The following is a 13,207-nucleotide window of genomic DNA, read 5'->3' as shown; positions in this document are numbered from 1 at the left end:
CGGCAGGCGTGGCCGGGTCGGCAGGCAGGGCCGGGTCAGGAGGCGTCGGGTCCGTCGAGGACCCGGACCGGACCGGCCACGGGGACCTGGGACTCCTTGGGCGCAGTGGCGCGGCAGGTGAGCCGGGCGGCGGGGCGGCGGTGCTCGCCGACCTCGACCTGGGCGCGGCGCCCGTCGGGCAGGCGCAGCGTCACCCGGTGGGCGGCGACCTCCTGCCCGGTCGGCTCCACCGCCGTGGCGTCCTCGACCGCGACCGAGCCCCACGGGAACGGCCCGAGCTGCTCGTGGACGGCGACCAGGGCGGCCTGCACGGCCCGGGGGTGGCCGGTGGCGCCGCGCAGGTGGGCGGTGTCCGGTCGACCGTCCAGGTGGGCCTGCACGACGTCGGCCGCCGTCGGGGTGTCCAGCCCGCCGTAGGTCGCGCCGTCGGGCAGCAGCACGACGTTGGCCGCGAACCGGTCGCCGCCGGTGTGCGTGCACTCCCACACCTGCTCGGGCCAGCGCCGGGCCAGGTCGAGGGCGACCGGGCGGCCGCGGAGGGCGCAGCACACGTCCTTGCGGCCGTGGGTACACACGAGGATCAGCCGGTCCTCGTCCGGGACGACGACACGACCGGCGTCGTCGGCCGCCTGCGCCGCGTGCAGCTCCTCGACCCGGTCGACCGCCCCGAGCAGCTCGGCCGGGTAGGCCCACGTCCCCCACGTCACCCGCCGGTCCGACGGCGCGGCGGGGTCGACCACGCACCAGGCGCGGGAGAGGCAGACGGCCGAGCTGTGCCGCCCGGGGCGCCGGATGAGCATGATCCGGGCCCCGGCGGCCTCGGCGCGGGCGGCGATCTCGGCCTTGAGGTCCTCGGGCAGGGACATGGACGGGAACCCGTCGAAGGCCCAGCCGCCCTCCTGCTCGACGAGCAGGAACCGCCGCTGCGGGGGCGCGGTGCCCAGCATCGGGTCGTGCCGCTCCCGGGCGGCGTCGCTGCAGCGCGCCCCGGACAGGTCGAGGTCGCTCAGGGCCTCGGACGCGGAGTCGCGCGCGGGGTCGGGCGGGGACGCGGGCACGGCCGGCTCAGCCCAGCCCGGGGAACCAGATGTCGATCTCGCGGGCGGCCGACTCCGGGGAGTCCGAGCCGTGCACGATGTTCTGCTGCACGCTGGTGCCCCAGTCCCGGCCCAGGTCTCCGCGGATCGTGCCGGGGGCGGCGGCGGTCGGGTCGGTGGCCCCGGCGAGGGACCGGAAACCGGCGATGCAGCCGTGCCCCTCGACGACGGCGGCGGCCACCGGGCCGGAGGACATGAACTCCAGCAGCGGCTCGTAGAACGGCTTGCCCTCGTGCTCGGCGTAGTGGGCGGCCAGCTGCTCCCGGGTCGGGGTGAGGACGGCGAGCGCCGTCAGCGCGTAGCCCTTGGCCTCGATCCGGCGCAGCACCTCGCCGGTGAGGCCGCGGCGGTAGCCGTCGGGCTTGACGAGGACGAGGGAGCGTTCGGTCTGCGGAGTCTCGGTCACGCGCCCAGCCTAACGGCGCGCACCGGCCGCCCCGGCCCCCCGTCAGGGCTGGAGGACGCCCGTCCCCAGGAGCGCGAAGAGCACGAGCGCCAGCACGATCCGGTAGACCATGAACGGGGTGAAGGTGTGCGTGGTGATGTATCGCATGAACCAGGCGATCACGGCATACCCCACCCCGAAGGCGATGAGGGTGGCCACGACGATCGGCCCCCAGGCGGTGCCCGACCCGACGGCGTCGCCGGTGAGGACCTTGACCAGCTGCAGACCGCCGGAGGCGAGCACGGCCGGGATCGCCAGCAGGAAGGAGTAGCGGGCGGCGGCCTCGCGGGTGTAGCCCATGAACAGGCCGCCGGCGATGGTGCCGCCGCTGCGGGAGACGCCGGGCACGAGGGCCAGCGCCTGCCAGAGGCCGAACGCCAGCCCGTGCCGCCAGGTCAGCTCGTGCAGCTCGCGTCGCTGCCTCCCGACCCGCTCGGCGGCCAGGATGACCAGGGCGAAGACGAGCAGCATGGTGGCGGTGATCCACAGGCTGCGCAGGCCGGTCTCGATCCGGTCCTGGAAGGCCAGCCCGAGGACGCTGATCGGCACGGTGCCGAGGATGACCCACCAGCCGAGCAGCGCGTCGGGGTCGTTGCGCGGGACCCGGCCCAGCAGCGACGCGGTCCACCGCTGCACGATCCGGACGATGTCGCGGCGGAAGTAGATGAGCACCGCCGCCTCGGTGCCCAGCTGGCTGATCGCGGTGAACGCCGCGCCCGGGTCGTCCACGCCCAGGAACCGCCCGGCGATGGAGACGTGGGCGCTGGAGGAGATCGGGAGGAACTCGGTCAGGCCCTGGACGAGGCCCAGGACGATCGCGGTCAGCAGGTCCACAGGTGCTCCTGGCGGGGTCGGTCGGGGCCGGACGAGGGGGTATGCGGCGCGCGCGCCGGTCGCGCGGACGGTGCGGCGGTCATCCCGCGGCGGTCCCCTCGAGCCCCGGGGCCTGCCCGGCCTCGGCGGCCCAGCGGGCCCGGTCGGCGTCGATCCGCTGACCCTGGGTCAGGCAGAGCCACCACAGCCCCCCGAAGAGCACGGCGACGACGGCCATCGCGGGCAGGACGAGGGCGCTGGCCAGGGTGAGCAGCTGGCAGGCCCAGCCCAGCCACACGCCCGCCCTGGAGCGCAGCGCCCCGGCGGCCACGAGGCACAGCAGCGCCAGCCCGATCCCGCCGCCCAGGAGGACGGCCGGGTCCGCGGGACGCGGGCCGCCGGTGACCCTGGCGAGCTGCCAGACCACGAGGGCTCCGAAGAAGACCGAGACCGCCTGGGCCAGCAGGGTCGCGCCGCACAGCCGGCGGGTCATCGGTCCGGGCACAGGGGGTCGCAGCAGGCCGGGTCGGGGGGAGGTCACCGGGAGATTCTCCCAGAGCCGGACGGGTGCCTCTCCACGGCGCACGGTCCGGACGGCGTCCAGGCGCTGGGGCCCGCGACGCGCAGGCCGTTGTCAGGCACACCCCCTACCCTGTGCACCGACAGCCCGACCCGCGCCGACCAGGAGCGACCACCGTGCCCAGACCAGACCGCAGCAGCTCTCCCGACCGCGCCGCCAAGGTGGCCAGGATCCAGCAGGCCACCGCCTCGGCCGAGCGTCGGCGCGGCGCCGTGATCTGGGGGTCGGCGGCCCTCGTGGTGGCGCTCATCGTGGGCGCGGTGACCTGGGCGATCGTCGGCGACCGGCTGCCCGTGCAGGCCTACGAGTACCAGGCGGCCGACCACACGACCGAGCCGGTGACCTACGAGGAGCAGCCACCGGTCGGCGGTCCGCACCACCCGGCCTGGTGGAACTGCGGCGTCTACGACGACCCGGTGCCGGCCGAGCACGCCGTGCACTCCCTGGAGCACGGGGCGGTCTGGCTGACCTACTCCCCCGACCTGCCCGCGGACCAGGTCGAGGTGCTCACGGACCTGGGCCGGCAGGACTACATGCTGGTCTCGCCCAACCCCGACCAGGACGCCGCCGTGGTCGCCACGGCCTGGGGCCACCAGATGACGCTGGAGGAGGCCGACCGGGGCGACCTGACGCGGTTCATCGGCGACTACAAGCAGGGCCCGCAGACCCCCGAGCCGGGCGCCGCCTGCACCGGCGGCACGACCGAGGACCTGGTGGCCGGGTCGTGACGGCGTCGGACGGCGGCCGGGGGACCGTGGGCGAGGGCCGGGCGGCGGCCCGTGAGCGGTGGCGCACCTTCGGGGCGCCGGCCCTGGCCGCGGTCACCGTGGCGGCCCTGTGCCTGGGGGTGCTCCTGGGATGGCTGGCCTTCGGCGCCGGCCGGCCCGGCGAGGACAGCGCCGAGGCCGGGTTCGCCCGGGACATGAGCGAGCACCACGCCCAGGCGGTGCAGATGTCGCAGCTGGTGATGCAGCGCACCGAGGACGAGGACGTGCGCCGCCTGGCGGTCGACATCGACAACAACCAGAACTTCGAGCGCGGCATGATGGCCGGCTGGCTGGCGCAGTGGGACCTGCCCCGGGCGCGGCCGGGCGAGCGGATGGACTGGATGGCCGGGCACGGCGACGGTCACGACGTGACCGACCTGCCGGCCGGGGTCCCGATGCCGGGGATGGCCTCCCCCAGCGAGATCGAGGAGCTCACCCGGGCGCGGGGGCGGGAGGCCGAGGTGCTCTACCTGCAGCTGATGACCACCCACCACATCGCCGGCGTGGAGATGGCGCAGGCCGCCCTCGACCTGGCCTCGGACGAGGACGTGCGGGCCGCCGCGCAGCGGATGGTCGACGCCCAGGCGGGCGAGGTCGCGCTGATGGCCCGGATGCTGGCCGAGCGGGACGCCGAGCCGCGCGAGGACGTCTCCGCCTGGTTGGCGGGCGCCGAGGGCGGTGCGGCGGAGCAGGACGGCGGCGGAGACGGGGCCACCGAGGACCCCGACCACGGCGGGGACCACTGACCCCGCGGCCGCGCCGGGTCGGCCCGGCTCAGCTGCTCCCGGCTCAGCTGCTGGTGACGCCCAGGAGCTCGCGCACCTCCGCGGCGGTCGTCACCGACCCGGTGGCCAGCACCGCGCCGCCGACCCCGCCCTCGTCGGAGAGGCCGGCGGCCACGTCCAGGGCCTCGGGCAGGTCCTGGACGACGGTCACCCGGCTCTCGCCGAAGTAGGCGGCGACCATCTCACCGAGCCGGGTGGGACGGATCGCGCGGGGCGAGGAGGTGCGGGTGACGACGACGTGGTCGAGCACCGGCTCCAGCTGCTGGATCATCGCCTCGGCGTCCTTGTCCTCCAGCACGGCCAGCAGGCCGACGAGCCGGGTGAAGGTGAACGACTCCCGCAGGGCCTCGGCCAGGGCAGCCGCCCCCGCCGGGTTGTGGGCGGCGTCGACGAGGACCGTCGGGGAGCGCCGGACGATCTCGAGCCGGCCGGGCGAGGTCACCCCGGCCAGCCCGCCCCGCAGGACCTCATCGGTCAGGCGCTGCTCGCCCCCGCCCACGAAGGCCTCGACGGCCGCGACGGCCATCGCGGCGTTGTGCACCTGGTGGGCGCCGAACAGCGGCAGGAACAGGTCCGGGTAGTCCCCGGCCAGGCCCCGCAGCGAGACCTGCTGGCCGCCGACACCGACCTCGCGGGCCAGCACCCCGAAGCTGACCCCCTCGGTGCGCAGGTCGGCCCCGACCTCCTCGGCCCGGTCGGTGAGGACGGTCATCGCCTCGGGCTCCTGGACGCCGACGACGGCGATCGCGCCGGGCTTGATGATGCCGGCCTTCTCGGTGGCGATCTCCTCGACGGTGGAGCCGAGCAGCCGGGTGTGGTCCAGCGAGATGGGGGTGACGACCGCGACGGTCCCGTCGGCCACCGAGGTGGCGTCCCACACCCCGCCCAGGCCCACCTCGACGACGGCCACGTCGACCGGCGCGTCGGCGAAGGCGGCGAACGCCAGGCACACGACGACCTCGAAGTAGGTCATCCGCACCTGCCGTTCGGGAGCCGTCGACCCCATGCTCTCCCGGTCCACCATCTCCACGAACGGCATGACGTCGTCGTAGGCGGCGAGGAAGGCCTCGATCCCGATCGGCTCCCCGTCCAGGGAGATCCGCTCGCGCATGTCGTGCAGGTGCGGGCTGGTGAACCGGCCGGTGCGCAGACCCATCTCCCGCAGGATCCGCTCGATGATCCGGGTGGTGGAGGTCTTCCCGTTGGTGCCGGTGAGGTGGATCATCGGGTAGGCCCGCTGCGGGTCGCCCATCAGCTCCATCACCCGCGCGACCCGGTGCAGGGTCGGCTCGGGCATGTGCTCGGGAGTGCGGGCGAGGATCTCCTCGACCACCTGCGCGTAGCGCGCGGTCAGCTCGGGGTCGACCGGCTCGGCGGCACCGGGCCGGCGGGCGGCGGTGCGGGGCGCCGCGGCACCGGGGTCGAGCGGCAGCTCGTTGCCCTCGAAGAACTGGTCGTCGCGGGTCATCGCGCCTCCACCTTGGTGATGAGCAGCTCGACGGTGCGGCCGCCGTCGAGCGTGGCCTCGGCCGTGTGCGACACGATCCGCGGCTGGGTGCCCCCGTCGGGGTCGCTGCCACCGCCGAGGCCGTGCTTCGGCGGACGGGGCAACGGCGTCCCCGCACCGGCCGCACCGAACTGGACCGCCAGGGTCTCGTCCATGACGAGGCGCTGGTGCTCGGTCGCGGCGGCCCAGACGTCGTCGTCGCCGACGACGGTCAGGCTGATCCGGTCGGTGATCTGCAGGCCGGCGTCCTTGCGGGCGCCCTGGACGGCCCGGACCAGGTCGCGGGCCAGGCCCTCGCGGGCCAGGTCGTCGGTGACCGCCGTGTCGAGCACGACGAACCCGCCGCCGTGGCCGCGGAGCATGGCCGTCGCCCGCGCGCCCCCGTCGACGGCCTCGCCGACGACGGTCTCCAGGGTGTACTCCCCCTCGACCAGCGGCAGCCCGCCGGCGGTGACGGTGCCGTCCTCGGCGACCGACCAGTCGCCGGACTTGGACCCCTTGATGGCAGTCTGCACGTCGCGCCCCAGCCGGGGCCCGGCCGCCCGGGCGTTGACGGTCAGCCGCTGCTCGACGCCGAAGGTCGACAGATCCGTCGCCGGGTCCGCGACGTCCAGGACCTGCACCTCGCGCACGTTGACCTCGTCCCGCACGATCCCGGCCAGGTCGCGCAGCCCCTCGGCGTGCGCGGTCGCCACGGTCAGCGACGCCAGCGGCAGGCGCACCCGCAGCTGCTCGGCCTTGCGCAGGGACAGGGTCGCCGAGCACACCTCGCGGACGGTGTCCATCGACTGCACCAGCTCGGAGTCCTCGGGCAGGTCCGACGCCGCGGGCCAGTCGGTGAGGTGGACCGACTCGCCCCCGGTGAGCCCACGCCATACCTCCTCGGTGGTGAGCGGCAGCAGGGGCGCGGCGACGCGGCAGAGCACCTCGAGCACGGTGTAGAGCGTGTCGAAAGCGGCCTGGTCGTCGGACCAGAAACGGTCGCGGGAGCGGCGGATGTACCAGTTGGTCAGCACGTCGACGAACGCACGGACCGCGTCGGCGGCCCCGGCGATGTCGAACCGGTCCTGGGCGGTCTCCACCTCGACGACCAGGTCGCGGGTCTTGGCCAGGATGTAGCGGTCCATCGGGTCGGTCGAGGCCGTGGACCAGCGGGCCTCGTAGCCGGCGGCGTTGGCGTAGAGCCCGAAGAAGTACCACGCGTTCCACAGCGGGATGAGCACCTGGCGCACCCCGTCGCGGATACCCTCCTCGGTGACGACGAGGTTCCCGCCGCGCAGGATCGGGCTGGACATGAGGAACCAGCGCATCGCGTCGGCGCCGTCGCGGTTGAACACGTCGCGCACGTCGGGGTAGTTCTTCAGCGACTTGGACATCTTCTGCCCGTCGTTGCCCAGCACGATGCCGTGGCTGATGCAGGCGCTGAACGCAGGGCGGTCGAACAGCGCCGTGGCCAGGATGTGCAGGGTGTAGAACCAGCCGCGGGTCTGGCCGATGTACTCCACGATGAAGTCGGCCGGGAAGTGGTGCTCGAACCAGTCGGCGTTCTCGAACGGGTGGTGCACCTGGGCGTAGGACATCGAGCCGGAGTCGAACCAGACGTCGAGCACGTCCTCGACCCGGCGCATGGTGCTGTGCCCCGTCGGGTCGTCCGGGTTGGGCCGGGTCAGCTCGTCGATGAACGGCCGGTGCAGGTCGACCTCGCCGGCCCGGTTGCGCGGCAGGCGACCGAAGTCGGCCTCCAGCTCGGCGAGCGAGCCGTAGACGTCGACCCGGGGGTGGGCCGGGTCGTCGGAGACCCACACCGGGATCGGGCTGCCCCAGAACCGGTTGCGCGAGATCGACCAGTCACGGGCGTTCTCCAGCCACTTGCCGAACTGGCCGTGCTTGACGTGCTCGGGCACCCAGGTGATCTGCTCGTTGGTGCGCAGCATGTCGTCCTTGAACTTCGTCACCTCCACGAACCAGGAGGAGACGCCCTTGTAGATCAGGGGCTCGCGGCAGCGCCAGCAGTGCGGGTAGGAGTGGTCGTAGGCCTCGCGGCGCAGCAGGACGGTGCCCTCGGTGACCGCGCCCCGGTCGTGCTGCTCGGCCCCGGGCGCCTGGTTGCGGGTGGCCGCCTTGAGGTGGTCGATGATCGGGGCGTTGGCGTCGAAGACCAGCATCCCGGCGTACTCCTCCACCGGGGCGGTGAAGCACCCGTCGGCGCCGACCGGCATGACCGCCTCGATGTCCTCGCGGTCGGTGACCACCTTGTCGTCCTCGCCGAACGCCCCGGCGGTGTGCACCAGCCCGGAGCCGTCGGTGGTGGTGACGAACTCGGCGGTGACGAGCCGGTGGGCGTTCGTCCAGCCCTGGTAGTAGGAGAACGGGGGCACGTAGGAGCGGCCGGCCAGCTCGGCGCCGGTCGTCCGGGCGACGACGGTCGGCTCCTCCCCCAGCTCGCGGGCGTATGCCGCCAGCCTCGCCTCGGCGAGGACGTAGCGCTCGGGCCGTCCGGTGAAGTCGCTCTCGACGACGACGTAGTCGATGTCCTCGCCGACCATGATCGCCAGGTTGGACGGCAGGGTCCACGGGGTCGTCGTCCACACCAGGGCCAGGGCCCCGGCGAGCACGTCCTCGGCGACGTCCCCGCCCGCGGCGGCGGACGCGGCATACCCCTCCTGCGGCAGGATCCGCAGGCCGACGGTGACGGCCGGGTCCCGGCGCACCTGGTAGACCTCCTCGTCCATCCGCAGCTCGTGGTTGGACAGCGGGGTCTGGTCGTTCCAGCAGTAGGGCAGCACCCGGAAGCCCTCGTAGACCAGGCCCTTGTCGTGCAGGCTCTTGAACGCCCACAGCACCGACTCCATGTAGTCGACGTTGAGCGTCTTGTAGTCGTTGTCGAAGTCGACCCAGCGGGCCTGGCGGGTGACGTAGTCCTGCCAGTCGTTGGTGTACTTCAGCACCGACTCGCGGCACTTGTCGTTGAAGGTCTCGATGCCCAGCTCGAGGATCTCGTCCTTGGTCTTGATGCCCAGCTGGCTCATCGCCTCCAGCTCGGCCGGCAGCCCGTGGGTGTCCCAGCCGAAGCGGCGCTCGACCCGGCGGCCGCGCATCGTCTGGTAGCGGGGGACGACGTCCTTGACGTAGCCGGTGAGCAGGTGGCCGTAGTGCGGCAGCCCGTTGGCGAACGGGGGCCCGTCGTAGAAGACGAACTCGTTCTCGCCGTTCTCCCCCGCGTCGCGCTGCTCGACGCTGCGGACGAAGGTGTCGTGCTCGCGCCAGTAGGCCAGGACGGCCTGCTCGATCTCCGGGAAGCTCGGCGAGCTGGTCAGCGCGGCCCCGGAGGTGCTGGTGAGCGGGTAGGCCATGGGTCGTGGCTCCTTGGTGGTGCGGGTCGTCGTGTCGGTCCAAGTCCGAGGACGACGCCCGTCCGGGGATGCGCCCGGTCGGCACCGCGGTACCACCTCGCTTGCGCGCCGCCCCGGTCCTGCCGGGGTCGTGACGCGCCGCTTCGTGACGGCTGTGACGGGCCTACCCGTCCGGGTCTAGTGGGCTCCCGGCCGGGGTGCCGGGGCTGTTCTGCCGGAGGCTCGCCGCTGATGACGGCTCGGACGCCTGTGCGTCCCATGGTAGCGGCTCGGGCCGGGGAGGCCCGCCTCGTAGGCTCGAGTGCATGACCTCCTCCCCCGACGCCCTCCGGGAGCTGCTGGGCGACCGCGTGGTGAGCGACCCGCAGGTCGCGGCCGGCTTCGCCGTCGACGCGTCGCCGCAGGCGGAGGCGCTGCCCGGTGACCGGTTCACCGTGGTGCGGGCCCGCTCCAGGGACGACGTCGCCACCACGCTCCGGTATGCCGCGCAGCACCGGGTGCCGGTCGTGCCCCAGGGGGCGCGCACCGCCACGACGGGGGCGGCCGAGGCGCTGGCCGGCGGCATCGTGCTCTCGACCGCGGCGATGACCGACCTGCTGGTCGACCCCGTCGAGCGGATCGCGGTCGTCGGCCCGGGCGTGGTCAACGCGGACCTGAAGCTGGCTGCCGCCGAGCACGGCCTGGCCTACCCGCCGGACCCGGCGAGCGCCTCGATGTGCACCATCGGCGGCAACGTCGCGACCAACGCCGGGGGCCTGTGCTGCGTCAAGTACGGCGTGACGGCCGACTACGTCCGCGGCCTGGAGGTCGTGCTGCCGGGGGGCGAGGTGCTGCGCACCGGCCGCCGCACGGCCAAGGGGGTCGCCGGCTACGACCTCACCGGGCTGTTCGTCGGCTCGGAGGGGACCCTCGGCGTGGTCACCGAGGCGGTGCTGCGACTCGTCCCGCTCGGCGACCCGGCGCTGACCGTGCTCGCGGTCTTCCCCACCCTGGAGCGCACCGTGGCGGGCGTCGCCGCCCTGCGGGAGCAGCGGCATACCCCCAGCCTGGTGGAGCTGCTGGACGGGCCGAGCGTCGCCGCGGTCCAGGCCTACGGCGACTACGGCTACCCCGCCGACGCGGCCGGTGTGCTGCTCGTCCAGTCCGACCGGCCCGGACACGCGGCGGAGGACGTGCAGGGGTATGCCGTGGCGCTCACCGCCGCGGGCGCCACCGAGGTGGCCGTGGCCGAGGACCGTGCCGAGGCCGACCTGCTGCTCGAGGGACGCCGGGTGCTCAACCCCGCGCTGGACCGGCGCGGGGACCGGATCATCGAGGACGTCTGCGTGCCGGTGGGGCGCCTCGGGGAGCTGGTGGCCGCGGTGCACCGCATCGGGCAGCGGCACGGGATCGAGACGACGTGCGCCGGCCACGCGGGCGACGGCAACCTGCACCCGTCGCTGTTCTACGACCGGGACGACCCGGCGAGCCGTGCGGCGGCCGAGCGGGCCTTCGACGACGTGGTCCGGGCGACGTGGGAGCTGGGGGGGACGTTGACCGGGGAGCACGGCGTGGGGTCGCTCAAGGTGCCGTGGCTGGCGGAGGAGCTCGGCCCGGCCGAGGTGGGACGGCAGCGGGCCGTCAAGGCGCTCTTCGACCCCCTGGGGATCATGAACCCCGGACGCGGGATCGCCTGAGCGGGCACCGGGTCCGGGCAGGCCCGCCGGCCGCGATCCCGAGGCCGGACGCACGACGAGGGCCGGGAGCATGTGCTCCCGGCCCCTCGCCGGTGGTGCGGGTCGTCCGCGGCCCTGTGGGTCAGGTGCGCGGGTCGCCGTCGGCGTCCGGGTGGACGTCCGGGTCGCCGTCCGCCTCGTGCCGGCCGCGCGGCTGGCGGTGGGGCGGCTCGGTCGGCGTGGTGGCGCCGCCGCGGCCGAAGCCGTTGTCGTCCGGGTCGGCCACCTGCTCGTGGCGACCCTTGTGCCGCAGGTGCGGCGGCGGGTAGGGGTCGGTCGCGGCACCGCGGCCGAAGCCGTCGTCGTCGGGGTCCCCGGTGACGATGTGGTGGGCGGCGCCCTCCTCGGGGATCTTGGCCCCCGTGCTGGCCCGGAGGTCCTCGGCGGAGACACCCGCGGCGACCCGGTTGCGGCCGGAGGCGTCCACGATCTGGTTCTCACCGGCCAGCTCGGAGATCGGCCGGGTCTTCTCGGCGTCCGGCAGGCCCAGCTCGGCCAGCAGGCCGCTCTTGCGGTCGGCGAGGTACTCGTTCATCTCGCGCTTGATGACCGGCAGCAGCATGTAGACGCCCAGCAGGTTGACGAAGGCGCAGACGAACAGGAAGTTGTCCGCGAACGCCAGCACCTGGCCGAAGGTCAGCAGCGTGCCCGAGATGGTGAAGAAGAGGAAGACGAAGCGGTAGATCGTCGTCGAGGTGTGCGTGTCGCCGAACAGGTAGTTCCACGCCTTCTGGCCGTAGTAGGACCAGGTGATGAGCGTGGAAATGGCGAACAGCGCCACGGCCACGGCCAGCACGGCGGGGAACCAGCTGATCTGCTCGCCGAACGCGCTCGAGGTGACCGCCACGCCGGAGACGCCGTAGTCGGGGTCGTAGCGGTCCCCGTCCTCGAAGGTGAAGTCACGCGCGTCGTTGTAGAAGGTCGTGTCGGCGATGACGATCGTCAGCGCGGTCATGGTGCAGATCACGACCGTGTCGATGAACGGCTCGAACATCGCGACGAAGCCCTCGGAGACCGGGCGACGGGTCTTGACGGTGGAGTGCGCGATCGGGGCCGAGCCCAGGCCGGCCTCGTTGGAGAAGGCCGAACGGGTCAGGCCGACGACCAGCGCGCCGACGAAGCCGCCGGTGACGCCCTCGGGCGTGAACGCCCCGGAGAGGATCTCGCCGAAGGCGGGGATGACGTTGCCCAGGTTGGTGAGGATGACGACGAGGCAGGCCAGGATGTAGACGCCACCCATGAGCGGCACCAGGGTCGAGGTGACCCGGCCGATGGACTTCATCCCGCCGATGATGACCGCACCGATGATGGCGGCCAGGATGATCCCGAACACCAAGGCGCCGGTCGTGGAGGACAGCCAGCCGGTGCCGTCGGGGTCGAGCACGGTGACGGCCTGGGAGTAGGTCTGGTTGGCCTGGAACATGTTGCCGCCGCCGACGCCGAAGAAGAGGATGGCGAAGGCGAACAGGCCGGTGAGCCCGACCGAGAGGACCTTGGGCAGCTTGTCGAAGGCGACGGGCAGGTACTTGAACGGACCACCCGAGACCGTGCCGTCCTCGCGGATCTCGCGGTACTTCACGCCCAGGGTGCACTCGGCGAACTTCGTCGCCATCCCGAACAGGCCGGCGAGGATCATCCAGAAGGTGGCGCCCGGGCCACCCAGGGTGACCGCCGCACCGACGCCGGCGATGTTGCCCAGGCCGACGGTGCCGGAGACGGCTGAGGTCAGGGCCTGGTAGTGCGGGATCTCGCCGGGGTCGTCCTCGCTGGAGTAGCGGCCGCGGATCGTCTCGTACGCGGTCTTCAGGCCTCGGAACTGGATGAAGCCCAGGTAGAGGGTGATGATGATCGCGGCCGCTATCAGCCACATCACCACGAAGGGCATCTGCGGGATGCCGGGGAGGGTGAAGAAGATGATCTCGCCGGACCACTTCGTCACGCTGGTGAAGGCACTGTCGACCGTGGTCTCGATGTCGGTGACCCACTGCGGGTCCTCGACCACCGATGTCGGGAAGGCTCTGTTGGCAAACATGGAGATCACAGTCCACGCCACGTCGTCCCACGGTCAACGACATCGGGGGATCTTGACCAAAACGTGACCTCGGTCACGGAACATCAGGACCGGCCCCCGTCGTTGTCCACCCT

10 protein-coding genes are annotated in these 13,207 nt (G+C 73.2%); 3 read left to right on the top strand and 7 right to left on the bottom strand.

What is annotated here, in order from left to right; genetic code table 11:
• Positions 1-35 precede the first annotated feature (35 nt).
• The 4 genes from FJR00_RS07385 to FJR00_RS07370 form a co-directional block, all read right to left on the bottom strand.
• Positions 36-1,058, bottom strand: a complete 1,023-nt coding sequence (locus FJR00_RS07385) for a sucrase ferredoxin (RefSeq protein WP_141338141.1) — start codon at positions 1,056-1,058, stop codon at positions 36-38.
• Between the two features lie 7 nt (positions 1,059-1,065).
• Positions 1,066-1,503, bottom strand: a complete 438-nt coding sequence (ndk, locus tag FJR00_RS07380; protein WP_141338140.1) for a nucleoside-diphosphate kinase — start codon at positions 1,501-1,503, stop codon at positions 1,066-1,068.
• 42 nt (positions 1,504-1,545) lie between these two features.
• Entirely contained in the window at positions 1,546-2,376 is an 831-nt protein-coding gene (locus tag FJR00_RS07375) for an undecaprenyl-diphosphate phosphatase (protein WP_141338139.1), read from the bottom strand.
• Positions 2,377-2,455: 79 nt separating this feature from the next.
• A complete protein-coding gene (locus FJR00_RS07370; protein ID WP_238330371.1) occupies positions 2,456-2,896 on the bottom strand; it encodes a DUF4233 domain-containing protein in 441 nt (146 codons plus the stop codon).
• Positions 2,897-3,051: 155 nt separating this feature from the next.
• Between FJR00_RS07370 and FJR00_RS07365 the strand changes: the two genes are divergently transcribed.
• Together FJR00_RS07365 and FJR00_RS07360 are read left to right on the top strand one after the other, a co-directional pair.
• Positions 3,052-3,663: a DUF3105 domain-containing protein gene (locus tag FJR00_RS07365; RefSeq protein WP_141338138.1), complete on the top strand. Its 612-nt coding sequence runs from the start codon at positions 3,052-3,054 to the stop codon at positions 3,661-3,663.
• The gene (locus FJR00_RS07360) at positions 3,660-4,448 is read left to right on the top strand and encodes a DUF305 domain-containing protein (RefSeq protein WP_202876617.1); all 789 of its coding nucleotides are present in this window, start codon (positions 3,660-3,662) and stop codon (positions 4,446-4,448) included. Before FJR00_RS07365 ends, FJR00_RS07360 begins: the two co-directional genes overlap by 4 nt.
• Positions 4,449-4,491: 43 nt before the next feature.
• Here the strand turns inward: FJR00_RS07360 and FJR00_RS07355 are convergent, their stop codons facing one another.
• On the bottom strand, positions 4,492-5,955 hold the full coding sequence (locus FJR00_RS07355) for a bifunctional folylpolyglutamate synthase/dihydrofolate synthase (protein ID WP_141338137.1): 1,464 nt from the start codon (positions 5,953-5,955) through the stop codon (positions 4,492-4,494).
• Positions 5,952-9,347, bottom strand: coding sequence for an isoleucine--tRNA ligase (gene ileS, locus FJR00_RS07350; RefSeq protein ID WP_141338136.1), 3,396 nt, complete (start codon positions 9,345-9,347; stop codon positions 5,952-5,954). Before ileS ends, FJR00_RS07355 begins: the two co-directional genes overlap by 4 nt.
• Before the next feature lie 305 nt (positions 9,348-9,652).
• Between ileS and FJR00_RS07345 the strand changes: the two genes are divergently transcribed.
• Complete coding sequence (locus FJR00_RS07345; protein WP_141338135.1) at positions 9,653-11,023, top strand: FAD-binding oxidoreductase; 1,371 nt, start codon at positions 9,653-9,655, stop codon at positions 11,021-11,023.
• Between the two features lie 121 nt (positions 11,024-11,144).
• Here FJR00_RS07345 and FJR00_RS07340 read toward each other — a convergent pair whose 3' ends face one another.
• Positions 11,145-13,094: an alanine/glycine:cation symporter family protein gene (locus FJR00_RS07340; protein WP_238330370.1), complete on the bottom strand. Its 1,950-nt coding sequence runs from the start codon at positions 13,092-13,094 to the stop codon at positions 11,145-11,147.
• Positions 13,095-13,207 lie beyond the last annotated feature (113 nt).

This window comes from Ornithinimicrobium kibberense (assembly GCF_006519705.1).
GTDB classification, from domain to species: domain Bacteria; phylum Actinomycetota; class Actinomycetes; order Actinomycetales; family Dermatophilaceae; genus Ornithinicoccus; species Ornithinicoccus kibberensis.
The sequence above is the reverse complement of the archived record's forward strand: the minus strand, read 5'-3'. Positions and strand labels throughout refer to the sequence as shown.